The organism is Mycobacterium senriense, assembly GCF_019668465.1.
GTDB lineage: Bacteria > Actinomycetota > Actinomycetes > Mycobacteriales > Mycobacteriaceae > Mycobacterium > Mycobacterium senriense.
Window position 1 is genome coordinate 3,431,119 of record NZ_AP024828.1, and the last position, 26,143, is coordinate 3,457,261.

The following is a 26,143-nucleotide window of genomic DNA, read 5'->3' on the forward strand; positions in this document are numbered from 1 at the left end:
GATGAGTACCGCCGCGAGTGTCGAATGCAGTAAGTGCGGGGCTGGGAACCGGCCTCAGGCGAAGTTCTGCAACAGCTGTGGTGCCCCGATTGTGGTCGAGGTCGCGTGCCCCGGCTGTGGCGCGCGCCAACCGGGCTCACAGCGCTTCTGCGACGAGTGCGGAACCATGCTGGGTGCCCAGTCCATGGCGTCGCAGCCGGCGGCACCGCCGGTTCCCCGGACACTGGCAGAAGGGCGTTACACGTTGGGCCGTTTGCTCGGCGAAGGTGCCGGCAAGCGGGTGTACCTGGCAACCGACACCCGCCTGCAGCGCGACGTGGCCGCAGCAGTGTTCAAGGCCGGCGGCACGGACGAGGCCGCCATGCGCCGCGCGCGCCGGGAAGCGGAGGCGATGGCGAAGCTTGGCGAGCATCCGAACATCGTCAACGTGTACGACTTCGGCGAGGAGGCCGGGCAGCTATACCTGATCAGCCAGTACATGGCCGGCGGCGACCTTTACGGTCTGTTGTCAGACGCGGTGGATCACCGGCTCGCCGTCGAAGAGGTGGTCCGGATCGGGCAGGACATCGCCAGTGGGCTGGCGCACGCGCACGGGCAGGGAGTGGTGCATCGCGACGTCAAACCGCAGAATGTGTGGCTGGCGCCCGACGGCACCGCCAAGATCGGAGATTTCGGCCTCGCGGTCGCGGAAGGCTCAACGCGTGTGACGGCCGTGGGGACGGTAATCGGAACGGTCGCCTACATGCCGCCCGAACAAGCTCTCGGTCGCGGCTCTGACGCCCGTTCGGACATCTACTCCCTTGGCGCTTTGCTGTACGAATTGCTCTGCGGGATAACACCTTTCGCGGGCGAGTCGCCTGCTGCCATTGTCTCCCAGCATGTTTCGACCGCTCCGGTCGCGCCAAGCGGGCATCGCTCCGGCATTCCCGCACCGCTCGACCAGTTGCTGCTGAGGATGTTGGCGAAGTCGCCCGAGGCGCGTCCCCAGCAAGCAACCGAGGTTCGCGATGCGCTTGGGGCGATCGCCGCCGCGGTCGCGAGTGGCGATGGCGCGACTCGGGATATGGCGGCGCTCGACCGCATCACCGACAGCACGTTCCTCGGGCGAGAACGAGAAACGCACGAGCTCCGCGCCGCGATCGATGACGCCATGGGCCGCCGCGGCCGCACCGTGCTGATAAGTGGAGAGTCGGGAATCGGCAAGACACGCCTCGCGTCTGAGGCCGCGGCATACGCCGCCCTTCGGGGCGCGCAGGTTCTATGGGGCCGCTGCTATGCGGGCGCGGGTGCTCCTGCCTATTGGCCGTGGGTGCAGGTGATCCGCGACTATGCACGTGGTCACGATGCCGAAACGGTGGCTTCTGACCTGGGCTCAGGTGCGTTCGAGATCGCCCAGATCGTCTCCGAGATACGCGAGCGTATGCCGGAGATCCCCGAATCGCCGCCGCTGGACGCCGAACAGGCGCGCTTTCGGTTGTTCGACTCGGTGTCGCGGTTTCTGATCGGCGCCGCCGACCGCCAGCCACTCGCGATCTTCCTCGAAGACCTGCAACAGGCCGACCACCCCTCGTTGATGCTGTTGGCGTTCGTCGTGCGCGAGCTGTCCCACTCGCGCGTGTTCCTGCTGGGCACTTATCGAGACGACGAGCTTCCCGACAACCATTCCTTGAACGAGGTACTCACCGGGCTCAGCAAGGAACGCGGATACGCACGCGTCAAGCTGCGGGGGCTCTCCGATCAACATGTCAAGGCGATGCTCGAAGCGGTACTGCAGCAACCGCTGGAGCGACGAAGTGAACTCGCGCTTGCAGACGCCGTTTGCCGCGAGTCGGAGGGCAATCCGTACTTCACCGAAGAGATCGTCCGCCATCTGATCGACTCTGAGGTGCTCGACTGGCGCGACGGCCGATGGGTCACCAACATCCAGGATGGCGAGGAGCTCGGCATCCCTCGGGGTGTCCACGAAGTGGTCTCCCGTCGGTTGGAGAAGCTGCCGACCGAAACACTCGAGCTGCTTTCGACCGCGGCGGTGATCGGCCGCGAGTTCGATCTGCCGATCCTGACGCACGTCAGCGGGCTGGAGGCGGACGTCGCGTTTGCGCGGATGCAGCCGGCCCTGGACGGGGCGATCGTGCGGCAGACCGCCGGCGAGCCGGGCCGGTACGGCTTCGCGCACGGCGCGACTCGCGACGCGCTGTATGACGATCTGCCCGCGCTACGGCGCTCCCAGCTGCACATCGCCGCCGGCGAGGCGATCGAGGAGCTCTACGAGGAGCGAATCGAGTCTCATCTGTCTGCAATCGCATTCCACTTCGCGAAGGCCGCTCCATACGGTGACGCCGCGAAGGCGGCCGACTATGCGTGGTGGGCGGGGGAACGCGCGGCGGCAACGTATGCCTACGAAGACGCGGTCAGCCTTTACGCGACGGCGCTCCGGCTCTTCGACACGATCTCGGAGGTGGTACCGCAGCGCCGATGCGATCTGCTGCTGGCGCTGGGGGACGCGCGGTGGCGGGCCGGCGAAGCCGAAGGCGCTCGTAAGACATTCGGCGAGGCTGCGACCATCGCGCGCGAGTTGGCGCTCAACGACCACTTTGCCCGTGCCGCCCTCGGATACGGCGGCGGCCCGGGCGGCTTCTCGATCACCGATCGTGCCGATGAACAGCTGGTGGCGTTGTTGGAGGAAGCGCTCGAAGTGCTGCCGGCACGTGACAGCGCGCTCAGGGTGACGGTGCTTGCCCGGCTGGCCCTCGAGCTCCGCCGCAAGGGCGCGCTGGCGGAAGCCGACCGGACCAGCGCGCAGGCCATCGAGATGGCCGAACGCGTCGGCGACACGAAGATCTTGTTGCTGGCCATGCATAGCCGGCAGTGGTCAACCTTGGGCCCCGACCGGACCGAGGACGCCATCGCGTCCGGCGAGGAGATGGCGCGGCTCGCCCGGATCGTCGGTGACCGGGACATGGAGTTCGAGGGCCATCAGCTGCGCCTGATCGCGCTTGCCCAGCTCGGCGACTTCCGGGCGGTAGATCAAGAGATCGCGGCGTGTGACCGGCTGGCCGGCGAGCTACACCAGCCGCGCTACCTCTGGCAGACGGCGGTGTTCCGCACGATGCGGGCATTGATGCAGGGTCGCTACAAGGAGTCGGAGCGTCTCGCGCAGACGGCGCTGTCGATCGGCCAGCGTGCCGAGCCGGAGGTAGCGGCAGTGGTCTTTGGCGCGCACTCGTTTCTGACCCGGCTCGCGGATGGCACTCTGGAACAGCTGCGCGACGTCGGCCGCGAAGCCGCCGCGCGCTACGGGCAGGCGTGGCCGGCATCGTACGTGTGGCTGCTGACCGAGATCGGCCAGCTCGATGAGGCTCGCGCCAAATTCGCGGAGCTCACGGCCGACGGCTTCGAGGCGCTCCGACGCGGCAGTGACTGGTTGACTTCGGTCTGCGTGCTCTCGATGGCGTCCATCCCGATCGGTGATCGAGAAGCCGCAAGCGCACTCTACGAGCTGCTGGTGCCCTACGAAGACCGCTGCACTCTGTTTCTGGCCGGAGCCGGGTGCCTCGGCTCCAACCACACGTTCCTCGCCTTCGCCGCTGCGGCGGCCGACCGCCATGAGGACGCCGTGCACCACTTCGACCTGGCCCTCGCGCGCAATGCGGAGATCGGCAGCGATTACGTGACGCCCCGGGTCTGCTACGAGTACGCACGCATGCTGCTCAGCACTTCTGAGCCGGGGATTCGGGACAAGGCGATGGGCCTGATCGACCGGGGACTTGACCTCGCGCAGCGCAACAGCATGCGCGTCGAGGTCGAGCGACTCGTGCAGCTGCGCCGAGGGAGCGAGGAGCGCCCCCAACAGCAGCTCGGGTGGTCGGTGATGGACGACGTCGCGGAGTCCGTCGAGGCGGACCGGCCCGACCTCAGCAGGGTGGCCGCTCCCGACGGAACGGTCACGATCATGTTCTCGGACATCGAAGGTTCGACGGTGCTCGCCGAGCAGCTGGGCGACGAGCGCTGGCTGAGGCTTTTGCACCGCCACAATGCCGTCATTCGTCGTCAGCTGGCCGCACACAGTGGCTTCGAGGTCAAATCGCAGGGCGACGGTTTCATGGTCGCCTTCGCCAGCGCTCGCAACGCGCTGCGCTGCGCGATCGCGATCCAGCGCGACTTGGCGGCCTATCGCGATCAGTCCGGCAGCCAGGTGTTGCGCGTCCGGATCGGACTGCACACCGGAGAGGTGATCCGCGAGCAGGAGGACTTCTTCGGGCACACCGTGATCCTCGCGGCGAGGATCGGGGCGAAAGCCAACGGCAACGGGATCCTTGTGTCGGCGGTGCTGCGCGGACTGGTAGCCGGCAGTCACGAGTTCCGATTCGGCGAATCGCGCGACGAACAACTCAAGGGGCTGCAGGATCCCCAGCGCATCTATGAGGTCTGCTGGGAATAGGGCTCAGGCCGACAGGCCCTCCTGCGAATCCGACGCGGTGCGCAATCGCTGCAGCGCCTGGCGCACCTGCTCCCCGTTGGTGGTCTGCCAGAACGGCGGCAACGAGGCTCGCAGGTAACCGCCGTAGCCGGCGGTGACCATGCGCGAGTCGAGCACCGCGACCACTCCGCGATCGGTGACGCGGCGCAACAGCCGCCCCGATCCCTGCGCCAACAGCAGCGCCGCGTGGTTGGCCGAAACGGCCATGAAGCCGTTGCCGCCGCGCGCGGCGACCGCCCGCTGCCGGGCGCCCAGCAGGGGGTCGTCGGGGCGGGGGAACGGGATGCGGTCGATCAGCACCAACGACAGCGACGGCCCGGGCACATCGACGCCCTGCCACAGCGACAGCGTGCCGAACAGGGAGGTCTGCGGGTCGGCGCTGAACTGCTCGACGAGCGCAGAGGTGCTGTCGTCGCCCTGGCACAGCACCGGCGTCGAGAGGCGTTCGCGCATGGCCTCGGCGGCCGCCCGGGCCGCGCGCATCGACGAGAACAAGCCCAGGGTGCGGCCGTCGGCGGCGGTGATGAGTTCGGCGATCTCGCTCAGCTGCTCGGCCGAGCCGGTGCCGTCGCGGCCGGGTGGGGGCAGGTGCGCGGCCACGTACAGGATTCCGGCTTTGGCGTGCTGGAACGGCGAACCGACGTCCAGGCCACGCCACGGCGCGTCGTCGTCATCCTCGGTCGTCAGCCCCCACGCCGCGGCCATGGCGTCGAACGAGCCGCCGATGGTCAGCGTCGCCGACGTCAGCACCACCGTCGACCGCGAGAACACCCGGGACCGCAGCAGCCCCGCGACCGAGAGCGGTGCCACCCGCAACACCGGGCGCGATGAGCCCCTGATCTCCTCGTGCTCCAGCCACACCACGTCGGTGCGGTCGGGGATGGCCGGGCCGAATGATTCCAGCACGCGCGACGCGGTGTCCGAGATCTCGCTCAGCGCCGCAACGGCTTCGGCGCGCGCCGACGCCGCCTTGGGGTCGTTGGTGGTGTCAATGGCCGAGCGCGCCGCCGTCGACACGTCGCGCAGCGCCGTCAGGTAGGTCGCCAGCTCGTCGTCGAGGCGGTCGATGCGGCCTGGCGTGCTGTCGTGGATGAGCGAGGCGAAATTCGCCGTCGTCGCCTCCATACGCTGGACCAATCCCGGGTCCACCAGTCGGGCGATCCGCCGGGCGGCCACCCCGAGGGAGGCCGACGTCAGCTCCGCGGTCGCCACCGACGTCACCCGGTCCACCAGCTCGTGTGCTTCGTCGACGACCAGCAGCGCATGCTCGGGCAGCACCACCGATTCGGCGACCGCGTCGATGGCCAGCAGCGCATGGTTGGTGACCACGACGTCGGCGCGGCCGGCCTGCGCCCTGGCGCGTTCGGAGAAGCACTCGGTGCCGAACGGGCAACGCGCCACGCCGAGGCATTCCCGCGCGGAAACGCTGACCTGCGACCAGGATCGGTCACCGACGCCGGGCTTCAGGTCGTCGCGATCGCCCGATTCGGTGCTCGACGCCCATTCGGTGAGCCGCTGCACGTCGCGGCCCAACGCGCTGACCGCCATCGGGTTGAAAAGCTCCTCCTGCGGCCGGTCGTCGCCGTCGTCACCGTCGGCCGCCCCACCGTTGTGAATCTTGTTCAAGCACAGATAGTTTCGCCGCCCCTTGAGCAACGCGAACTGCGGGCGACGCGGGAGGGCGTCGGCCAGCGCATCGACCAGCCGGGGCAGATCGCGATCGACGAGCTGGCGCTGCAAAGCGATCGTGGCCGTGGACACGACGACGGGGCAGTCGTCGTCCAGGGCGTGGACGACCGCGGGCACCAAGTAGGCGAGCGACTTGCCGGTGCCGGTGCCGGCCTGCACGACCAGGTGCTCGTCGGTGGCGAAGGCCCGCGCCACCGCGGCGGCCATCTCCTGCTGGCCGCGGCGTTCACTGCCGCCGAGTGCGGCCACCGCGGTGGCCAGCAGCTCGGACACGGAAACGTCGGACGTGGCTACCCTCTTCGCTGTTCAGGGCGGCGCTCGCGCCGCGGCATCTTTCGGGCGGTGCTAGCGCCGGCCGGCGGGAATCTGCGTGGTCGTGATCGCGGGATCGCCGTGCGACAAGTTCAATCCCTCCCACGGCAGACTGCGCAGCCCGGAAGTTACCAGCTCTCGCGCCGCGGCGAGGTTCGGTTTGGACACCAGTTCTCCGGCGCGGACCAGCGCGACGGTCAAGACCCGGGCCGGATCGGAGACGACGGGTTGTTGGCCGGCGGGATACACGATCTCCTCGGTGATGATGCCCGAGCCGCGCGACAGGCGCAGGGCCTCCTTGCGTCCGCCGTGAGATTGCTTGTGGCTGCTGCGCTTCTGGACCGGGAGGCCGTCCACCTCGACGAGCTTGTACACCATGTTCGCCGTCGGGGCGCCCGAGCCCGTCACCAGCGACGTGCCCACGCCGTAACTGTCCACCGGCTCGGCGGCCAGGGCCGCGATGGAGAACTCGTCGAGGTCGCCGGAGACCAAGATGCGGGTCCCGGTGGCTCCCAGCCTGTCGAGTTGTTCACGGACCTGGCGGGCCAGCACGCCCAGCTCGCCGGAGTCGATGCGCACCGCACCGAGCCCGGTGCCGGCGGCGGCCACCGCATTGGCCACACCGGTCGTCACGTCATAGGTGTCCACCAGCAGGGTGGTGTCCACGCCGAGCGCGTCGACCTGCGCTCGAAATGCCGCCAATTCCGTCGATTCGGTGGGGGAATCGGCGTGGGCGTGCAGCATGGTGAACGCGTGCGCGGAGGTGCCCTCGGTGGGTATCCCGTAGCAGCGCTGCGCCTCCAGATTGGATGTCGCCGCGAAGCCGGCGAGGTAGGCGGCGCGCGCCGCGGCGACGGCCGCCTGCTCGTGCGTGCGGCGCGACCCCATCTCGATCAACGGGCGCCCCCGGGCCGCGCTGACCATGCGCGCCGCGGCGGACGCGACCGCGGTGTCGTGATTGAAAATCGACAGCGCCAGCGTCTCGAGCACCACGCATTCGGCGAACGTCCCGCTCACCGACAGCACCGGGGAACCGGGGAAGTACAGCTCGCCTTCGGCGTAGCCGTCGATGTCCCCGCCGAACCGGAATTCGCGCAAGTAGCGCAACGTGTCCGGGTCGAGGAATTGCTCCAGCGATTGGCACGCCTGGTCATCGAAGGTGAACTGCGGCAGCGCTTCGAGCAGCCGGCCGGTCCCGGCGACCACGCCGTAGCGGCGGCCTTCGGGAAGACGTCGGGCGAAAAGCTCGAAGGTTGTCCGCCGATCGGCGCTGCCGTCTCGCAGCGCCGCCGCCAACATCGTCAGTTCGTACTTGTCGGTCAGCAGCCCAGTAACGACCGGGTCGTTCATTCCATAACGGTATCGGCTGTGATCGGGGCTCGGAAACGACGTCCAACCCTCGGTATCGTGTACGCCATGGTTGTTATGTCAGCGCCCACTAAGCCGGGCACTACAGGACAACGAGAGTCCGCTCCGGTAGAGGCCACGTCGAGCCCGTGGGTCACGATCGTCTGGGACGACCCGGTCAATCTGATGACCTACGTGACGTATGTGTTCCAGAAGTTGTTCGGCTACAGCGAGCCGCACGCCACCAAGCTGATGCTGCAGGTGCACAACGAAGGAAAGGCCGTGGTGTCCGCCGGCAGCCGCGAATCCATGGAAGTCGATGTGTCCAAGCTGCACGCCGCCGGTTTGTGGGCGACCATGCAGCAGGACCGCTGAAACCCGAGGCGCTGGCGATTACCTGTGCGCAAATGGAAGCGGGTCGAGACCGCGAGCGGTCCCCGTTTTCGCTCGTCCCTGGCTCCGCATGAGGCCACCCTGCTCAAGAACCTGGCCACCGCGATGATCGGCCTGCTCGACGAGCGTGAATCGTCTTCGCCCGCAGACGAACTCGAGGAGATCACCGGGATCAAGACCGGCAACGCCGACCCGCCGAAAGATCCCACGCTGCGACGGCTGCTGCCCGACTTCTACCGGCGCGACGACGAGGACACCGCGCCACCCGACGATGCGGACAGCCTCAACGCCGCGCTGCGCAGCCTGCACGAGCCGGACATCGTCAACGCCAAACGCGTTGCCGCACAGCGGGTACTGAGCACGATCCCGGAGGGCGGCGGCCGCTTCGAGCTGACCGAAGACGACGCGAACTCCTGGGTCGCGGCGGTCAACGACATCCGGCTGACCCTGGGAGTCATGCTCGAGGTCGGGCCCGAAGGCCCGGAGCGCCTGCCGGCCGACCATCCGCTGGCCGTGCACTTCGACGTGTACCAGTGGCTGACGGTGTTGCAGGAGTACCTGGTCCTGGTGCTGATGGGGCCCCGATGATCGGCGACAGGTGAACGCCATCACCGACGTCGGCGGCATCCGCGTCGGCCACTACCAACGACTGGATCCCGATGCGTCCCCGGGCGCCGGCTGGGCCTGCGGCGTCACCGTCGTGCTCACCCCACCCGGCACCGTGGGCGCCGTCGATTGCCGCGGCGGTGCGCCTGGCACCCGGGAGACCGACCTGCTGGACCCGTCGAACACCGTGCGGTTCGTGGACGCGGTGTTGCTCGCCGGAGGCAGCGCCTACGGCTTGGCCGCCGCGGACGGCGTCATGCGCTGGCTGGAGGAACGCGAACGTGGCGTGGCGATGGACGGCGGGGTGGTGCCCATCGTGCCGGGCGCGGTGATTTTCGATCTGCCGGTGGGCGGCTGGGAGTGCCGCCCGACGGCCGAGTTCGGCTACGCCGCCTGCGCCGCCGCCAAGGACGGCGCGGCGGCGGGTGTCGGGAACGTCGGCGCCGGGGTCGGGGCGCGCGCCGGCGCGCTCAAGGGCGGCGTCGGCACCGCGTCGAGGCTGCTGCCGTCCGGGGTGACCGTTGGGGCGGTGGCCGTGGTGAACTCGGTGGGCGAGGTCGTCGACCGGGGCACCGGCTTGCCGTGGATGGCGGACCTGACTCGGGACTTCGGCCTGCGGCCGCCGCCGGCCGAGCAGATCGACGCCTTCGCCCGGTTGCCGTCCCCGTCGAATCCGGTGGACAACCCGCTCAACACCGTCATCGCGGTGGTGGCCACCGATGCCGCCCTGAGTTCGGCGGCGTGCCGGCGGGTGGCGATCGCCGCTCACGACGGCCTGGCCCGCAGCATCCGGCCGGCGCACACGCCGGTCGACGGTGACACGGTGTTCGTGTTGGCCACCGGTGCGGTCGAGGTGGCTGCGGCGGCCAGTTCCAAACCACCGCCCGCCGCCTTCTCCCCGGAGACTCCGTTGGCCACCGAGGTAGGCATCGCCGCCGCCGATTGCCTGGCGGACGCGGTGCTGGGCGGCGTGCTGGCCGCGGAGTCGATCGCCGGCATACCGAGCTACCGCGACGTGCTGCCCGGGGCATTCGGTCGATGAGATCGACCGGCCGCTGCGGCCGGTAGCCTTGACATGCTGGAAACACGCTGGAAGGGCAGCCATGGGTAAGACGACCCCGCGGGGACGCCCCGGCGCGCGCGCCGCCCAGCCGACGAAGCGGTCCACCGCGACGGTGGGCGCCGCAACGATCCTCACCTTCGTGGCCTTGCTCTACCTCGTCGAGTTGATCGACCAGCTGTCCCGGCACTCGCTGGACGCCAACGGCATCAGGCCACTGGAAGCCGACGGCCTGTGGGGCATCGTGTTCTCCCCGGTGTTGCACGAGAGCTGGCAGCACCTGGCGGCCAACACCGTTCCGCTGCTGGTCCTGGGATTCCTGATGACGCTGGCCGGTCTGTCCCGGTTCGTCTGGGCGACCGCGATCGTGTGGATCCTGGGCGGCTTCGGCACCTGGCTGATCGGCAACGTCGGCAGCAGCTGCGGCCCCACCGACCACATCGGTGCCTCCGGCCTGATCTTCGGCTGGCTGGCCTTCCTGCTGGTGTTCGGGATCTTCGTCCGCCGGATGCGCGACATCGTCATCGGGCTGATCGTGTTGTTCGCCTACGGCGGCGTCCTGCTCGGAGCCATGCCCGTGCTCGGCAGATGCGGTGGTGTGTCATGGCAGGGCCATCTGTGTGGGGCGATAGCCGGCGTCGTGGCCGCCTACATGTTGTCGGCACCGGAACGTAAGCGCCGGACATCGAGGAACGCCGGCACCAGCGTTGCGCGGCCCAAGACATGAGCTCCGCATTGGCACCCATCGGGGTCTTCGACTCCGGTGTCGGGGGACTCACCGTCGCGCGGGCAATCATCGACCAGCTGCCCGACGAGGACATCATCTATGTGGGCGATACCGGCCACGGCCCGTACGGCCCGCTGACCATCCCGGAGGTCCGCGCGCACGCGCTGGCCATCGGTGACGACCTCGTCGGCCGCGGCGTCAAGGCGTTGGTCATCGCCTGCAACACGGCGTCCGCGGCATGCCTGCGGGATGCGCGCGAACGCTATGACGTGCCCGTCGTCGAGGTGATCCTGCCGGCGGTGCGCCGCGCGGTCGTCACCACCCGCAACGGTCGCATCGGCGTCATCGGCACCCAGGCGACCATCAACTCGCACGCCTATCAGGATGCGTTCGCCGCCGCCCGCGACACCGAGATCACCGCGGTGGCCTGCCCGCGCTTCGTCGACTTCGTGGAGCGCGGCGTGACGAGTGGCCGTCAGGTGCTCGGGCTGGCCGAGGGCTATCTGGAGCCGCTGCAGCGCGCGCAGGTGGACACGCTGGTGCTCGGCTGCACGCACTATCCGTTGCTGTCGGGGCTCATCCAGTTGGCGATGGGTGACAACGTGACGTTGGTCTCCAGCGCCGAGGAAACCGCCAAGGAAGTGCTTCGGGTGCTGACCGAGCGGGACCTGCTCCGCCCCCACGACGCGCCCCCTGCGACACGGGTTTTCGAAGCCACCGGCGACCCCGAGGCATTCACCGCTTTGGCGGCGCGCTTCCTGGGTCCGGCGGTCACCGGCGTCCAGCCCGTTCAGCAGGTGCGCATTGATTGACCTGCGGACGAGATTCTCGTCACACCAATGCGGCGATGTTTTCGTCACGGTGCCAGTGGGCATGGCACAGTGGTGTCCGTGCGAATAACCGTGCTCGGCTGCTCGGGCAGCGTGGTGGGTCCGGATTCGCCCGCGTCGGGTTATCTGCTCCGGGCACCGGACACTCCGCCGTTGGTCATCGACTTCGGCGGAGGCGTTTTGGGCGCGCTGCAGCGCTATGCCGATCCCGGTTCGGTGCACGTGCTGTTGTCCCATTTGCACGCCGACCATTGTCTGGATTTGCCCGGACTTTTCGTGTGGCGCCGCTACCACCCGACGCGTCCGCTGGGTAAGGCGTTGCTCTACGGCCCGGGGGACACCTGGTCGCGGTTGGGTGCGGCGTCGTCCCCCTACGGCGGCGAAATCGACGACTGTTCGGACATTTTCGACGTTCGGCATTGGGTCGAAGGTGAGCCGGTGACGATCGGCGCGCTGACGGTGACGCCGCGAGTGGTGGCCCATCCGACCGAGTCCTACGGCTTGAAGATCACCGACCCCTCCGGCGCCTCGTTCGTCTACAGCGGTGACACCGGTTTCTGCGATCAGCTCGTCGAGCTGGCTCGCGGCGCCGACGTCTTCCTCTGCGAGGCCTCGTGGACGCATTCGCCGGACCGTCCGCCCGCGCTGCATCTGTCAGGCACCGAAGCCGGCCGGGCCGCGGCCGAGGCCGGCGTGCACGAACTCTTGCTCACCCACATCCCGCCGTGGACCTCGCGCGAGGACGTCATCAGCGAGGCCAAGGCCGAGTTCGACGGTCCCGTACACGCGGTGGTGTGCGGCGAGACGTTCGATATCCGGCGTTCTGAAAGGGTCTGAGTAGACCCGGCTACTGTGGGCGTCGTGTCCAGACGAGAAGACGGCCGCCTTGACGATGAGCTTCGGCCCGTGGTCATCACCCGTGGTTTCACTGACCATCCCGCCGGTTCGGTATTGATCGAATTCGGCCACACCAAGGTCATGTGCACCGCCAGCGTGACCGACGGGGTGCCGCGCTGGCGCAAGGGGTCGGGCCTGGGGTGGCTGACCGCCGAGTACGCGATGTTGCCGTCGGCGACCCACACCCGTTCGGACCGCGAGTCGGTGAAGGGCCGCCTGGCCGGGCGCACCCAGGAGATCAGCCGGCTGATCGGACGGTCGCTGCGGGCGTGCATCGACCTGGCGGCGCTGGGGGAGAACACCATCGCCGTCGACTGCGACGTCTTGCAGGCCGACGGCGGTACTCGCACCGCGGCCATCACGGGCGCCTTCGTGGCGTTGTCGGACGCGGTGACCTATCTCGCGGCGGCGGGCAAGCTGTCGGATCCCCGGCCGTTGTCCTGTGCGATCGCGGCGGTCAGTGTCGGCGTGGTCGACGGGCGGATCCGGGTCGACCTGCCGTACGAGGAGGACTCCCGCGCCGAGGTCGACATGAACGTCGTCGCCACCGACACCGGGACCCTCGTCGAGGTTCAGGGGACCGGCGAGGGAGCGACGTTCCCGCGCTCGACGCTGGACAAGCTGCTCGATGTGGCCCTGGCCGCCTGCGAAAAACTGTTCACCGCGCAGCGCGAAGCGCTGCAGCAGCCATACCCCGGTGCGCTCCCCGAGGGGGCCCCGGCGCCGAAGGCGTTCGGCAGCTGACCCACCTGCTGGTCGCCGGCCTGACCCCGGCCTAACCGCCGCGCGGTTCACCACCGCCGACACCGCGGGCACGACGAGACCCATTGCGGTCGGTCATGACTCGTCCTCCCGCAGCTCGAAGATCGGGATGGTGCGCGTGGTTTTCGACTGGTAGTTCTCGAACGCGAACGCGGGTACGGTCGCGTTGATCTTGGGGATGATCGCCTCACGTTCGGACGAGTCGAGCTCGTGCGCGACGACGTCGAATGAGGCCGTGGCGACTTCAACGCGCGCCCGCGGGTTGGCCCGCAGGTTGTGCACCCACGCCGGGTTGATGTCGGCGCCACCGTAACCGGCGACGATCAGCAGCTTGCCGTCGATGCGGAAGGCCACCAGCGGCGCGACGCGAGGCTCGCCGGACTTCGCGCCCGTCGTAGTCAGGAGCAACAGCTCGTTGCCTTCAAATCGCCCGCCGACCATGCCGGCGTTGGCGCGGAACTCGTCGGTGATGTTGTTGTTGAGCGCCTTGAGCGTCTCGGTATCGGGTTTTTGACTCACTCTGGACGCAGCCACTTGGTCGCCCCGTCTATTCCTGCGGAGCGCGTCGCGCGTAGGCCGTGCGCCGACCCATCGTCTCGCAGACCGTAAAGTGGCCGGGTGCATCGGCAACGACCCAGGCGCATGTTCAGGAATAGCTGTTGACCCGGCTGCTGGTCGCCAGCCGCAACCCCAAGAAGCTGGCGGAGTTGCGCCGGGTGCTCGACGCGGCCGGCCTGACCGGATTGGCGTTGGTGTCGCTCGACGACGTGGCGCCCTTCGAGGAAGCGCCGGAGACCGGCGCGATTTTCGAGGACAACGCGCTGGCCAAGGCGCGGGATGCCTTCGCCGCGAGCGGGCTGGCAAGTGTGGCCGACGATTCCGGGCTGGAGGTCGCCGCGCTCAACGGCATGCCCGGTGTGCTGTCGGCGCGCTGGTCGGGCCGGCACGGCGACGACGCGGGCAACACCGCATTGCTGCTGGCTCAATTGCGCGACGTGCCCGACGGACGGCGCGGTGCGGCGTTCGTGTCCGCGTGTGCGCTCGTCTCGGCCGCCGGCGAGGTCGTCGTCCGCGGCGAGTGGCCCGGCAGCATTGCCCGCGAACCACGCGGCGACGGTGGCTTCGGCTACGACCCGGTCTTCGTTCCTCAGGGGCATGACCGCACGGCGGCGGAGCTGAGCCCGTCGGAGAAGGACGCCGTCTCGCATCGCGGTCGCGCGCTGCGGCTGCTGTTGCCGTCGCTGGAAACGCTGGCCCGATCCGGGGGCTAGGGCGACCGGCCCCGCCGGAGCTGCGCGGGCCTACAACCCGAAACGCGCCTTGACGTCCCGGGTTTGGAAGTGCTCCACGATGATGCCGAGCAGCGGGATGGTCCCGGACAGCAGCACGCCGACCGTCTTGCCGAGCGGCCAGCGCACCTTGACCGCCAGATTGAAGGCGGTCAGCACGTAGATGAAATACACCCAGCCGTGGACCACTTCGATCCACCGGATCTCGTGGCCGAAGGCGAGGTGCGACACGATCTCGTAGCACAGCGCGATGAGCCACAGCCCCGTCGTCCACGCCATGATCCGGTAGCCGAGCAGCGCGGTGCGGATCTTGTCGGCGGGCACTGCGGGCACTGATGTTCCGGGCGTCTCCGGCGTGGTCATGCGGTTGTCCTCTTCTGCTTTTCGGCGTCTTGCGCGGCGAGCTCGGCCAGGTAGGTGTTGTACTCGCGCAGCGCGGGGTCGTCGGGTGCCTGCGACGCGGGCTTGGGACGCGCGGGCAGCAGCCCGGCGGGGATCTCCGTCATCGCGTCTGTGCTCCGTGGCTGTGGCGGTTCCTCTTCATAGCGAACGAATTTGCGGTAGGCGTACACGCAGAATCCGGCGAACAGCGGCCACTGCAACGCATAGCCGAGGTTCTGAAAGGAGCCGGAGACGGAATTGAATCTGGTCCACTGCCACCAGCCCAGGGCCAGGCACCCGCACGCCGCGACGATAACCAGCGCGACGAGCGCGGGCCTGCGACGATGCGTAGTGGACACCCCTTGACCGTACCGCTCACGATCTGGGCCCGGCGAATTCGTCGAGCCGCGCCACGGCCACGGGCGCCGGCGCCAGGAGGGGATACTGACGACTTGTGAGCACGTCTTCAACCCGTGTCGCGGCCATCTTGAACGGTTTGGCCCGCATACGTCCCTGGCAAGAAGCGCTGTATCGCGACATCCACCAGCACCCGGAACTGTCGCATCAGGAGCATCGCACCGCGGACTTGGTCAAGCAGCGCCTCCAGGCGTGCGGCTACGACGTTCACTTCGGGATCGGCGGTACCGGAGTGGTAGGAATTCTGCGCAATGGTGACGGGCCGGGCGTGCTGATGCGCGCGGACATGGACGCCCTGCCCGTGCAGGAGGACACCGGCCTGCCCTATGCCAGCACCACGCGCGCTCGCAGCGCGGACGACGACGTACCGGTGATGCATGCCTGCGGCCATGACGTCCACGTTGCCTGCCTGCTCGGCGCCGCGACGCTGCTCGCCGACCGCAGAGAACAATGGAGCGGCACCGCGATCGCGCTGTTCCAGCCGGCGGAAGAGGTCGGCGACGGGGCCGGCGGAATGGTGAACGACGGTCTGGTCGACATCCTGCCGACCGTCGACGTGGCCCTCGCGCAACACGTGGCGCCACTGCCGGCGGGTCACGTCGCCACGCGGTCCGGGCCCATTGCCGCGGCCGCGGACAGCATGCGGATCACGGTATTCGGGCGCGGCTCGCACGGATCGATGCCGCAGGCCGGTGTCGATCCCGTTGTCTTGGCGGCGATGATCGTGCTCCGGCTGCAGACCATCGTCTCGCGCGAGGTCGCGCCCACCGACACGGTGGCGCTCACCGTCGGAAGCATTCACGCCGGCAGCAAGAGCAATGTGATCAGCGACCGCGCGGTGCTGGAACTGAACCTGCGAACCTACGATAAGGCCGTCCGCACAACGGTTTTGGATGCCATCCGCCGGATCGTCGTCGGCGAATGTCAGGCCTCGGGATCACCCCGCGAACCCGAATTCGAGCTCTACGACGCCTTTCCGCCCACCATCAACGACCACGACACCACCGATCGGGTGAGCGGCGCGTTCGTGGAGCATTTCGGTGACCGCTTCGCCATCCTGCCCACCGGCGGCACGGCCAGCGAGGACTTCAGCGTGATTCCCGACGCCCTGGGCGTCCCTTACGCGTACTGGGCCTTCGGCGGCACCGACGCGAAGCTGTTTGCGCAGGCGTTGGAGTCGGGGCGAGTCAACCAGGACATCCCCGTCAACCACTCGCCGTACTTCGCCCCGGTCGTGCAACCCACCCTCGACGTTGGTACCGAGGCCCTCGTGGTTGCGGCGCTCGCCTGGCTTTAGTGGCCGAGCCTCACCGCAGCCCGAGTCGGCAGGCCGCTGACCCGGTACTGCGTTCCTGCGCCGTCGTCGACAAGTCTGTCCGCGAACTCAGCGGTACGATCGGCACGCCGCGGGCGTGGCGAAATTGGCAGACGCGATGGTTTTAGGTGCCATTGCTCGAAAGAGCTTGAGGGTTCGAGTCCCTCCGCCCGCACTCGTCTCGCTGGGGTAGCCCAACTCGGTTAGCTGGTGGGGCATAAGTCCGCCGGAAGCCGGGTACCTCTTCTGGCTAGCGACTATCTGAGGTCCGGGTAAACGATGGAGCCGTCCAGTGGGCCGGCACCATGCAGAACGGGCCAAGAGCGGCGGGGGATGGAATCACGTGAACCGCGGCGACGACGACCAAAACCTCACTGAAGTGGCGGCGGAGACCACCGCGGATTATGGTGCCGACTTCCTTGACGAGCAGGATGACGGTTCGACGAAAGCTACTACCGCGGCGGAAATCATCGAAGGGTTGCCGACCGGATCGGCACTGCTGGTTGTTAAGCGTGGCCCGAACGCCGGTTCTCGATTCTTACTCGATCAGCCGGTCACGTCGGCGGGGCGCCATCCCGACAGCGACATTCTGCTCGACGACGTAACTGTGAGCCGCCGCCACGCCGAGTTTCGCCTCAATGACGACGGCAGTTGGGAGGTCGCCGACGTCGGCAGCCTCAACGGGACCTACGTCAACCGTCAGCCGGTGGACTCAGCGGTGCTGGCCAATAACGATCAGGTGCAGATCGGCAAGTTCCGGCTGGTCTTCCTGACCGGGTAATCCTGGCGACGCCGGTCAGTCCGCCACGAAGCGGGCACGGACCTCCGGGGCCGGCAGCGGACAACTGTCGTACTTGCCGCCGACGCGATAGCGGATCGCCGCGAACCTGTCGTAGAGCCAATCTCGCAGCGGAGCCGGAATGACGCGCGCGGCCAAGAGCATTCGCCACGGTCCGCCGAGATAATCCGCCACGCGCAGCACGGCCTCGGATCGGACGGCCACCCGTTCCGACGGCCCGCCCGGGTCATCCACAAACACCATCGAGTCGACGGCGCCGATTTCCGGGTGCCGCTCGATGATCGCTTTGGCGAAGACGCTCTCCAACGCCGCGAAGCGCAGCGGACCGGTGGGATCGAACCGAAGGATCGTGCGGACCGACCGGTTGCACACCCCGCAGACCCCGTCGTACAGCAGCACGGGCGCCACCAACTCACCGCTCATGCCTCCCAGGTTACCGGGCGGGGCCCAGGTTGACCTATGGTAAGGCAACCCTTAGTTTGTGGGGGTAACGTACCAAGTCGTGGGCGGCCGGCCGATGATCGCGGCGCCCACGTCGGGTCGTGGCAGGTGTCGAATTCTGGGCGTGCGCGGCCGATGCCGGCCGCATCGATCCGTGACCTCGTGGCGGTGAACCCGCCGGGTCGTCAGATCGGCGAGGCCGTCGCGGCGCGGAGCGCCGCGAGAAAGGACCGCTAATGGCACGCGGATTCTCCGGCGTGATGCTGCGCAGCTTCGGCGCGCGCGACCACACCGCAACGGTGATCGAAACCGTCCGGATCGCTCCGCATTTCGTGCGGGTGCGCATGACGTCGCCGACACTGTTCGAAGACGTCGATGCCGAACCTGCTGCGTGGCTGCGGTTCTGGTTCCCGGACCCGGACGGATCGAAAACGGAATTCCAGCGCGCCTACACGATCTCGGAGGCAGACGTCCCCGCCGGACGTTTCGCGGTCGACATCGTGCTGCATGATCCCGCCGGCCCGGCGTCGTCATGGGCGCGCACCGTGCGGCCCGGGGCGACGATCGCGGTCATGGCCCTGATGGGCTCGTCGCGATTCGACGTGCCCGACGAGCAGCCGGCCGGTTACCTGCTGATCGGCGACTCGGCGTCCATCCCGGGGATGAACGGGATCATCGGCGTCGTCCCCGACGACGTCCCGATCGAGATGTACCTCGAACAGCACGACGACAACGACACCTTGATCCCGGTTGCGCCGCATCCCCGGCTTCGATTGCACTGGGTCATCCGCCACGACGAGAAATCGCTGGCCGCCGCCATCGAGAGTCGGGACTGGTCGAATTGGTACGCGTGGGCGACGCCCGAGGCGACGACGCTCAAGCAGGTGCGAGCGCGGCTGCGCGACGAGTTCGGATTTCCCAAATCCGAGGTACACGCCCAGGCTTACTGGAGCGCCGGCCGCGCGATGGGCACCCGCCGCGGCGACGAACCGGCGGTATCCGGCAGCGCCGCGCCCAGCGTTTCCACGGAAGACATTGCGGCGCAACTGGAGTCGGCCGCGCAGATATCCGACGCGGACCCCGCCCCTCTAGCACGCGGGAACTGGCGCGCGCAGGGCGCCGGCCGGCTGCTCGCGCCGCTGCGGTCGGCGCTGATCGTCTCGGGCGTGCTGCAGGCGGTGATCACGCTGGTGCAACTGGCGCCGTTCGTGTTGCTGGTCGAGCTGGCGCGGCTGCTGGTTTCCGGGGCGCCCGCGTCCCGGCTGTGGGATATCGGCATCGCCGCGGTGTCGCTGCTGGGCCTGGGCGCGTTGCTCGGTGCCGCGCTCACTCTCTGGCTCCACGTCGTCGACGCCCGGTTCGCGCGCGATCTGCGATCACGACTGTTGCACAAGCTGTCTCGGCTGCCCCTGGGCTGGTTCAGCGCACGCGGCTCGGGGTCGATCAAACAACTGCTGCAGGACGACACGCTGTCGTTGCACTACCTCGTCACCCACGCCATCCCGGACGCGGTGGCCGCGGGCGTCGCACCGGTCGCGGTGCTGGTCTATCTGTTCGCCGTCGACTGGCGGGTGGCGCTGGTGTTGTTCCTTCCCGTCCTGGTTTACCTGGTGCTGACGTCGTCGCTGACGATTCAGTCGGGCCCGCGCATCCCGCAGTCGCAGCGCTGGGCGGAGACGATGAACGGCGAGGCCGGCGCATACCTGGAAGGCCAGCCGGTGATCCGCGTCTTCGGCGGTGCGGCCGCATCCAGCTTCCGGCGCCGCCTGGACGAATACGTCGGCTTCCTGGTCGCCTGGCAGCGCCCGCTGGCCGGCAAGAAGACCTTCATGGACCTGGTCACCCGTCCCGCCACCTTCCTCTGGCTCATCGCGGTCATGGGGACTCTGCTGGTGGTCACCGGCCGGATGAATCCGGTGGATCTGCTGCCGTTCTTGTTGCTGGGCACCACCTTCGGCGCACGTCTGCTCGGCATCGCCTACGGCCTCGGCGGCATCCGCGCCGGCATGTTGGCCGCGCGGCGCCTGCAGAACACGCTCGACGAGGCGGACCTCGCGGTGCGAGACCAGGACGAAGCCCACCGGGATCCGGCGGGCACGGTGGTGTTCGACAACGTCGGCTTCGGCTACCGCCCCGACGTTCCCGTCATCCATGACGTGTCGCTGACCTTGCGGCCCGGCACGGTCACCGCGCTGGTCGGCCCCTCCGGATCCGGCAAGTCGACGCTGGCCGCCTTGCTGGCCCGGTTCCACGACGTCGGACAGGGTGCGATACGCGTTGGGGGACAGGATATTCGGTCGATGACCGCCGACCAGCTCTATGCTCAGGTCGGATTCGTGCTGCAGGAAACGCAATTGGTGCACGGCACCGTCGCGGAAAACATCGCGCTGGCCGTCCCGGATGCCACCACGGCGCAAATCGAACAGGCGGCCCGCGAGGCGCAGATCCACGACCGCATCATGCGACTGCCGGACGGCTACGACACCATGCTCGGCGCCGGAAGCGGGCTCTCCGGCGGTGAGCGCCAACGACTCACCATCGCCCGCGCGATCCTGGCCGACACCCCGGTGCTCATCCTCGACGAGGCCACCGCCTTCGCCGACCCCGAATCGGAATACCTTGTGCAGCAAGCGCTCAACCGCCTGACTCAGGACCGCACCGTGCTGGTGATCGCGCATCGATTGCACACGATCACCCGCGCCCACCAGATCATCGTGCTCGACCACGGCCGCATCGTCGAACGCGGCACCCACGACGAGTTGCTGACCGCCGACGGCCGGTACCGGCGGCTGTGGGAGGGCGCCCGCCGTGACCAGGTGGCCGCCGGCACGACGGGCGAGGGGGCACGATGATTCGCACGTGGTTGAGTTTGGTTCCGGCGGATCGCCGCAACCAGGTCATCACCTACACGGTGCTGGCATTGATCTCCGTGGTGGTGCGCGCGGTGGCCACCGTGCTGTTGGTCCCCCTGGTGGGGGCGTTGTTCAGCGACCAGCCGCAGCGTGCCCTGGTCTGGCTGGGCTGGCTGACCGCGGCGACCGTGACCGGCTGGGTGATCGACACCGCAACCGCGCGTATCGGTTTCAACCTGGGCTTCGCGGTGCTGGATCACAGCCAGCACGACGTGGCGGATCGGCTGCCCGGCGTGCGGCTGGAATGGTTCACCGCCGAGCACACCGCGACCGCGCGGCAGGCGATCGCGGCCACCGGACCCGAACTCGTCGGCCTCGTCGTCAACCTGCTCACGCCGTTGATCTCCGCCATCCTGCTGCCCGCCGCCATCGCGGTGGTCCTGCTTCCGGTTTCCTGGCAACTGGGGCTCGCCGCGCTGGGTGGCCTGCCGCTGCTGTTGGGCGCGCTGTGGGCATCGGCCCGCTTGGCGCGGCGCGCCGATGCCGCGGCCGCCGACGCCAATAGCGCGCTTACCGAACGGATCATCGAGTTCGCCCGCACCCAGCAGGCGCTGCGGGCCGCGCGGCGCGTCGAGCCGGCGAGGAGCCTGGTCGGCGATGCGCTGGCCGCCCAACACGGCGCCACCATGCGCTTGCTCTCCATGCAGGTCCCCGGGCAGCTGCTGTTCAGCCTCGCCAGCCAGCTTGCGCTGATCCTGCTGGCCGGGGCGACCACCGCGCTGACCGTGAACGGAACGCTCACGGTGGCGGAGGCGATCGCGCTGATCGTCGTCATCGTGCGCTACCTGGAACCGTTCACCACGATCAGCGAGCTGGCGCCGGCGCTGGAGAGCACCCGCGCCACGCTCGACAACATCCGTTCGGTGCTCACCGCGCCGCTGATGAATGCCGGTAACGGCACGCTGCCGGGTGCCACGGCGCCCCGTATCGAGTTCGACGATGTCGTGTTCCGCTACGACGGCGCGAGTGCGCCGGTGCTCGACGGGGTGAGTTTCGCGATGGAGCCGGGCAGCACGACGGCGATCGTCGGACCGTCCGGTTCGGGTAAGAGCACCATCCTGGCGCTGATCGCCGGGCTGCACGAGCCCACCGGCGGCCGCGTGCTGATCGACGGGGTCGACGCGGCGACGCTGGACGGAGACGCCCGTCGGGCGGCGAGCAGCGTGGTGTTCCAGCATCCCTACCTGTTCCACGGGTCGATCCGCGACAACGTGTTCGCCGGGGATCCCGGCGCCGGTGCTGATCGGTTCGCGCGGGCGGTGGCTCTCGCGCGTGTCGACGAGCTCGTCGGGCGGCTGCCCGACGGCGCCGACACCGTGGTGGGCGAGGCCGGCTCGGCACTGTCCGGCGGTGAGCGGCAACGGGTCAGCATCGCCCGCGCGTTGCTCAAGCCCGCACCGATACTGCTGGTAGACGAGGCGACCAGCGCGCTGGACACCGAGAACGAGGCCGCGGTGGTCGACGCGCTGACCGCCGATCCGCAATCGCGCACCCAGGTGATCGTCGCGCATCGGCTGGCCAGCATCAGTCACGCCGACCGCGTCCTGTTCCTCGACAGCGGCCGCGTTGTCGAGGAGGGAACGGTTGACGAATTGCTCGCTGCGGGCGGCCGTTTCGACGATTTCTGGCGGCAGCAGCACGAAGCCGCCGAATGGCGGATTCTGGCCGACTAGCGCGCCGCGGTTGACCGCAACTCTTGCGGTATGCCTTACAGTTTGTCAGTCGGACTGAGCTGTCTGCGTACAGGAGGCGTGCTGCTTATGAGTGCCGTGCTGTCGATACCGCGTTACCCCGGCGACGTGACCCCACAGTGGTTGTCGGCCGCGCTCAGTGGCAGCGGCACACCCGTCGAGGTCGCCGACGTGGACGTGGTTGCGATCGGCACCGGGCAGACCGGGGCCACCTACCGGGTGACCGCCCGCTACGCGACGGATCCCGGTGACCTGCCGCAGACCTTTGTGATCAAACTGCCCGCCCAGGACGACACGGTCCGCGACCGGGTGGTCATCGGCTACCGCAGCGAATGCGCGTTCTACTCCTCGGTGGTGGATCGGGTCCAGGTGCCCACTCCGCGCTGCTTCTACTCCGAGATCACCGAGGATGCAATGAATTTCGCGCTGCTGCTCGCCGATCAGGCGCCGGCGGTGCAGGGCGATCAGCTCGTCGGCTGCGGGGAAACCGAAGCCCACCTTGCGGTTACCGCGCTGGCCGGTCTGCACGCCCCCAGTTGGTGTGATCCCGTCTGGCTGGATTTCCCGGGCATCGCGTTTGGCCGACCGGACGAGGCCGGTGCGGGCGGTATGGGCGAGGTGGCGAAGTTGAGCGCCGACATCACGCTGGAGAAGCTGGGCGCCCGGATGAGCGCCGAAGACCGCGATACCTTCAGTGCCGCAATGGGTTTGATCGCGCCCTGGCTGCTGTCCGAGTATGACCGGTTCGCCCTGCTGCACGGCGACTATCGCCTGGACAACCTGCTGTTCGATCCGGAGCGAACCCGGGTCAGCGTGGTGGACTGGCAGACGCTCGGCGTGGGCCTGCCGACCCGGGATCTCGCGTACTTCACCGCGACCAGCCTCAATCCGCAACTGCGTGCGAGCATCGAAGAGGGGCTGGTCGCCGATTATCACCGCGCGCTGGCGGCCGGCGGGGTCGGCGACTACGACCGCGAAACCTGTTGGCGCGATTACCGGCTCGGGGTATTGCAGGCCCCGCTGATCTCGGCACTCGGGTTCGCGTTCGCCGCCGCCACCGAGCGCGGCGACGACATGGTGCTGACCATGATCAGCCGCGGCTGCCAAGCGATCCGCGAGCTGGGGACGCTGGACCTGATCGGCTGAGCGCTCAGAGGTCGCCGGTGAAATCGGCGCTGAGCCAGCGGTCCGGGCGGATGGTGAACAGCACCTCCTCGACGCCTTCCATGCTGCGCACGAACGCGCGCCCACCTTCCTCGCCGAGGTAACGGATGGCGACCGACTCGGCCACGTCGACCGGGGCCGGGTTGGTCGTCTCGACAATCGAGCCCTCGACCACCACGTATTGATACGGCGGCTCCTCGCGCTGCACCACCAGCGTCACGGCCCCCGCCCGCTCGATGAGGCGAGCTTTGCGGCTCGACGCCCCGGTCATGATCCGGATGTTTCCACCGGGGGTGTAGTCGTACCAGATCGGGACGCTGGCCGGCGGCCGGCCTTCGGTGGCGGCGACGGACAGCACAGCCACATGCTTGTCGGCCAGGAATTCCTGGCGCTCGGTTTCGCTGAAGGCTTTCATGACGAGTGCAAACGCCCGGGCGGTGGAGCTATTCCCGATCTGCCCAAAGGGCGGTCAGTACTGCGTCGAGCCCTGATCCACCGGGATCTGCGCCGCGGTGACCTTGCGCGACTCGTCGCTGGCCAGCCAGCACACGGTATCGGCGATCTCCTCCGGCTCGGCGACCCAGTCGGGCAGGAACGGGGTGAGGACGTGCGACAGCTGTGGGTTGGTTTCCATGGTCCTGCCCACCGCGTTGACCATGTCGCCGGAGCCCATCGCGGTGTTCACCGGACCCGGATGAACGCTGTTGACCCGGATCGAATGCTTACCCAGCTCCGCGGCGAAGGCCCGCGCCAGCCCGGTGACGGCGTGCTTGCTGGCGGTGTAGTGGATCATGAACGGCTGCATCTTCATTCCGGCCGCGGAGCTGATCAGGATGATGGAGCCGCCGCGGCCGCCTTCGATGATCTTGTCCGCGCCGGCCATCACGGTGTTCCAGGTCCCGGTCACGTTGATGTCCATGACGTCGCGAAAATTCTCCGGCGTGATGTCGTCCCAGGCCTGCGGAGCCGCGACCCCGGCGTTGGCCACGATGATGTCCAGCCGGCCCAGCTCGGCGACGCCGTCCTCGACCACCTTGCGCAGACCGTCGAAGTCGCGGGTGTCCACGACCGAGGCGATGATCCGGCGGTTCGCCGCTTCGACCAGGCGCACCGTCTCGCTCAGATCGTCGGGCGTCGCCGGGTCGTAGGGCACGCAGGACGGCAGCGTGCCCGCGATGTCGACGGCGATGATGTCGGCGCCTTCGGAGGCCATGCGCACCGCGTGCGCCCGCCCCTGGCCGCGTGCCGCGCCGGTGATGAATGCGACTCTTCCGGCAAGCTTGCCGCTCATTCTTGCTCCTCCGTTGGGTTCGGTTGCTGCGCGGCCACTCTTATCGCTGCGCCGCCTTGACGAGATTCGCCCCGATGATCAACCGCTGAATCTCACTGGTGCCCTCGTACAGTCGCAGCAGCCGCACATCCCGGTAGATGCGTTCGACGGCAACGCCGCGCATGTAACCGGTGCCGCCGTGAATCTGCACCGCGAGATCCGCGACATTGCCGGCCATTTCGGTGCAGAAGACCTTCGCGGCCGACGGTGCGATCCTGCGGTCCTCGTCGGCGACCCACAGCCGAGCGGCTTCGCGCACCAGCGCACGCCCGGCCATCACCCCGGTCTGCTGGTCGGCGAGCATGCCCTGCACCAACTGGAAGCCTCCGATCGGCGTCCCGCCCTGCGTCGCGGTGGCGGCGTACGACACCGATTCGTCGAGCGCGCGTTGGGCGGTGCCCACCGCCAGGGCCGCGATGTGTACGCGGCCGCGGGCCAACGAGGTCATGGCCGCGCGGTATCCGTGGTCCTCACTGCCGCCGACGAGGGCATCGGAGCCGACGCGGACGTCGGTGAAGTTCACGTCGGCCGTCCAGGCGCCCTCCTGGCCCATCTTGGCGTCCTTGGCGCCCACCTCGACGCCGGCGGCGTCCGCGGGCACCAGGAAGACGGCGATTCCCGGACCCTGGTCGTCCGCGGGCCGGGTACGCGCGAACACCACGAAAAGATCGGCGACGGGCGCGTTGGTGATGAAGCGCTTCTGCCCGGAAAGGACCCAATCATCGCCGTCGCGAACGGCTTTGGTGCGCAAGCCGGCCGGGTTCGATCCGGCGCCGGGTTCGGTCAGCGCGAACGAGGCGACGACGTCACCGGATGCGATCGATTCGAGCCAGCGCGATTTCTGTTCGTCGGTGCCGAACCCCACCAGCACCTGTCCGGCGATGCCGTTGTTGGTGCCGAACATCGACCGCAAGGCCAGCGACGTGTAACCCAACTCCATCGCCAGCTCGACGTCCTGCATCAGGTTGAGGCCAAGGCCGCCCCACTCCTGGGGAATCGCGTAGCCGAACAGGCCCATCTTCTTGGCCTCGTCGCGCAGGTCGTCGGGGACGCAGTCGGTGTCGAGGATCTCCTGCTCCCGGGGGACTACCACGCTGCGAACGAAATGCCTTGTCTGAGCGAGGATCTCGCGGAAGTCCTCGTCGGATACTTCCGCGACTTCGGCGGTGGCCATAAGCTCCACACTCCTCTCTCGATCCGGGACACCCCGGTTCAGGGCTGGATCCTATATCAAATATGATATTTGGCTTACGGGTGCCCGGTGTAGGCGATAACAGTGAAGGGTGTGTGATCGGAGTGGC

23 protein-coding genes, 1 tRNA gene and 1 pseudogene are annotated in these 26,143 nt (G+C 68.4%); 16 read left to right on the forward strand and 9 right to left on the reverse strand.

What is annotated here, in order from left to right:
• Position 1: 1 nt before the first annotated feature.
• Positions 2–151 (forward strand): annotated as a pseudogene (locus MTY59_RS27980) (double zinc ribbon domain-containing protein); the annotation flags it as partial.
• A gap of 33 nt (positions 152–184) precedes the next feature.
• A complete protein-coding gene (locus MTY59_RS16490) occupies positions 185–4,441 on the forward strand; it encodes a protein kinase domain-containing protein (RefSeq protein ID WP_250160579.1) in 4,257 nt (1,418 codons plus the stop codon).
• A gap of 3 nt (positions 4,442–4,444) precedes the next feature.
• On the opposite strand, the gene MTY59_RS16495 is transcribed toward MTY59_RS16490, so the two are convergent.
• Together MTY59_RS16495 and MTY59_RS16500 are read right to left on the reverse strand one after the other, a co-directional pair.
• Positions 4,445–6,442: an ATP-dependent DNA helicase gene (locus MTY59_RS16495; protein ID WP_221042099.1), complete on the reverse strand. Its 1,998-nt coding sequence runs from the start codon at positions 6,440–6,442 to the stop codon at positions 4,445–4,447.
• Positions 6,443–6,514: 72 nt separating this feature from the next.
• On the reverse strand, positions 6,515–7,831 hold the full coding sequence (locus MTY59_RS16500) for a nicotinate phosphoribosyltransferase (RefSeq protein WP_221042100.1): 1,317 nt from the start codon (positions 7,829–7,831) through the stop codon (positions 6,515–6,517).
• Between the two features lie 66 nt (positions 7,832–7,897).
• On the opposite strand from MTY59_RS16500, the gene clpS reads away from it, so the two are divergent.
• From clpS to rph, 7 genes are all read left to right on the forward strand, one after another.
• Complete coding sequence (gene clpS, locus MTY59_RS16505; RefSeq protein ID WP_064950340.1) at positions 7,898–8,203, forward strand: ATP-dependent Clp protease adapter ClpS; 306 nt, start codon at positions 7,898–7,900, stop codon at positions 8,201–8,203.
• A 24-nt stretch (positions 8,204–8,227) separates the two neighbouring features.
• Positions 8,228–8,809, forward strand: a complete 582-nt coding sequence (gene aosR, locus MTY59_RS16510) for an oxidative stress transcriptional regulator AosR (RefSeq protein WP_221042101.1) — start codon at positions 8,228–8,230, stop codon at positions 8,807–8,809.
• Between the two features lie 10 nt (positions 8,810–8,819).
• Positions 8,820–9,869: a P1 family peptidase gene (locus MTY59_RS16515; protein ID WP_221042102.1), complete on the forward strand. Its 1,050-nt coding sequence runs from the start codon at positions 8,820–8,822 to the stop codon at positions 9,867–9,869.
• Positions 9,870–9,930: 61 nt separating this feature from the next.
• Positions 9,931–10,614 carry a rhomboid family intramembrane serine protease gene (locus MTY59_RS16520; RefSeq protein ID WP_221042103.1) on the forward strand — a complete coding sequence of 228 codons (684 nt, stop codon included), beginning with the start codon at positions 9,931–9,933 and terminating at the stop codon, positions 10,612–10,614.
• Positions 10,611–11,426, forward strand: coding sequence for a glutamate racemase (murI, locus tag MTY59_RS16525; RefSeq protein ID WP_221042104.1), 816 nt, complete (start codon positions 10,611–10,613; stop codon positions 11,424–11,426). Before MTY59_RS16520 ends, murI begins: the two co-directional genes overlap by 4 nt.
• Before the next feature lie 72 nt (positions 11,427–11,498).
• Positions 11,499–12,281: a cyclic nucleotide-degrading phosphodiesterase gene (locus MTY59_RS16530; RefSeq protein WP_085289091.1), complete on the forward strand. Its 783-nt coding sequence runs from the start codon at positions 11,499–11,501 to the stop codon at positions 12,279–12,281.
• Between the two features lie 24 nt (positions 12,282–12,305).
• A complete protein-coding gene (gene rph, locus MTY59_RS16535) occupies positions 12,306–13,085 on the forward strand; it encodes a ribonuclease PH (RefSeq protein WP_221042105.1) in 780 nt (259 codons plus the stop codon).
• Between the two features lie 93 nt (positions 13,086–13,178).
• On the opposite strand, the gene MTY59_RS16540 is transcribed toward rph, so the two are convergent.
• Positions 13,179–13,622, reverse strand: a complete 444-nt coding sequence (locus MTY59_RS16540; protein WP_221042106.1) for a nitroreductase family deazaflavin-dependent oxidoreductase — start codon at positions 13,620–13,622, stop codon at positions 13,179–13,181.
• A 137-nt stretch (positions 13,623–13,759) separates the two neighbouring features.
• Here MTY59_RS16540 and rdgB point away from each other — a divergent pair, with 137 nt between their 5' ends.
• Positions 13,760–14,374: an RdgB/HAM1 family non-canonical purine NTP pyrophosphatase gene (gene rdgB / locus MTY59_RS16545; protein WP_221046480.1), complete on the forward strand. Its 615-nt coding sequence runs from the start codon at positions 13,760–13,762 to the stop codon at positions 14,372–14,374.
• A 30-nt stretch (positions 14,375–14,404) separates the two neighbouring features.
• Here the strand turns inward: rdgB and MTY59_RS16550 are convergent, their stop codons facing one another.
• Together MTY59_RS16550 and MTY59_RS16555 are read right to left on the reverse strand one after the other, a co-directional pair.
• On the reverse strand, positions 14,405–14,755 hold the full coding sequence (locus MTY59_RS16550) for a DUF3817 domain-containing protein (RefSeq protein ID WP_221042107.1): 351 nt from the start codon (positions 14,753–14,755) through the stop codon (positions 14,405–14,407).
• Complete coding sequence (locus MTY59_RS16555) at positions 14,752–15,132, reverse strand: hypothetical protein (RefSeq protein ID WP_221042108.1); 381 nt, start codon at positions 15,130–15,132, stop codon at positions 14,752–14,754. Before MTY59_RS16555 ends, MTY59_RS16550 begins: the two co-directional genes overlap by 4 nt.
• A 95-nt stretch (positions 15,133–15,227) precedes the next feature.
• On the opposite strand from MTY59_RS16555, the gene MTY59_RS16560 reads away from it, so the two are divergent.
• From MTY59_RS16560 to odhI, 3 genes are all read left to right on the forward strand, one after another.
• On the forward strand, positions 15,228–16,487 hold the full coding sequence (locus MTY59_RS16560) for an amidohydrolase (protein WP_221042109.1): 1,260 nt from the start codon (positions 15,228–15,230) through the stop codon (positions 16,485–16,487).
• 109 nt (positions 16,488–16,596) lie between these two features.
• Positions 16,597–16,680 (forward strand) — tRNA-Leu (locus MTY59_RS16565).
• Positions 16,681–16,848: 168 nt separating this feature from the next.
• The gene (gene odhI, locus MTY59_RS16570; protein WP_221042110.1) at positions 16,849–17,286 is read left to right on the forward strand and encodes an oxoglutarate dehydrogenase inhibitor Odhl; all 438 of its coding nucleotides are present in this window, start codon (positions 16,849–16,851) and stop codon (positions 17,284–17,286) included.
• 15 nt (positions 17,287–17,301) lie between these two features.
• Here the strand turns inward: odhI and MTY59_RS16575 are convergent, their stop codons facing one another.
• Complete coding sequence (locus MTY59_RS16575) at positions 17,302–17,727, reverse strand: thiol-disulfide oxidoreductase DCC family protein (RefSeq protein WP_221042111.1); 426 nt, start codon at positions 17,725–17,727, stop codon at positions 17,302–17,304.
• Positions 17,728–17,981: 254 nt separating this feature from the next.
• Here MTY59_RS16575 and MTY59_RS16580 point away from each other — a divergent pair, with 254 nt between their 5' ends.
• From MTY59_RS16580 to MTY59_RS16590, 3 genes are all read left to right on the forward strand, one after another.
• Complete coding sequence (locus tag MTY59_RS16580; RefSeq protein WP_221042112.1) at positions 17,982–20,597, forward strand: ABC transporter ATP-binding protein/permease; 2,616 nt, start codon at positions 17,982–17,984, stop codon at positions 20,595–20,597.
• Positions 20,594–22,330 (forward strand): ABC transporter ATP-binding protein, encoded by a 1,737-nt coding sequence (locus MTY59_RS16585; protein ID WP_221042113.1) that lies wholly within the window; start codon positions 20,594–20,596, stop codon positions 22,328–22,330. Before MTY59_RS16580 ends, MTY59_RS16585 begins: the two co-directional genes overlap by 4 nt.
• Before the next feature lie 87 nt (positions 22,331–22,417).
• Positions 22,418–23,494 (forward strand): phosphotransferase family protein, encoded by a 1,077-nt coding sequence (locus MTY59_RS16590; RefSeq protein ID WP_221042114.1) that lies wholly within the window; start codon positions 22,418–22,420, stop codon positions 23,492–23,494.
• A 4-nt stretch (positions 23,495–23,498) separates the two neighbouring features.
• Here the strand turns inward: MTY59_RS16590 and MTY59_RS16595 are convergent, their stop codons facing one another.
• From MTY59_RS16595 to MTY59_RS16605, 3 genes are read right to left on the reverse strand one after another with little or no spacing between them, the layout of a single operon-like run.
• Positions 23,499–23,927, reverse strand: a complete 429-nt coding sequence (locus MTY59_RS16595) for a pyridoxamine 5'-phosphate oxidase family protein (protein ID WP_221042115.1) — start codon at positions 23,925–23,927, stop codon at positions 23,499–23,501.
• A gap of 54 nt (positions 23,928–23,981) precedes the next feature.
• The gene (locus MTY59_RS16600) at positions 23,982–24,803 is read right to left on the reverse strand and encodes a mycofactocin-coupled SDR family oxidoreductase (RefSeq protein WP_221042116.1); all 822 of its coding nucleotides are present in this window, start codon (positions 24,801–24,803) and stop codon (positions 23,982–23,984) included.
• Positions 24,804–24,843: 40 nt separating this feature from the next.
• Positions 24,844–26,016: an acyl-CoA dehydrogenase family protein gene (locus tag MTY59_RS16605; protein WP_221042117.1), complete on the reverse strand. Its 1,173-nt coding sequence runs from the start codon at positions 26,014–26,016 to the stop codon at positions 24,844–24,846.
• Between the last annotated feature and the right edge of the window lie 127 nt (positions 26,017–26,143).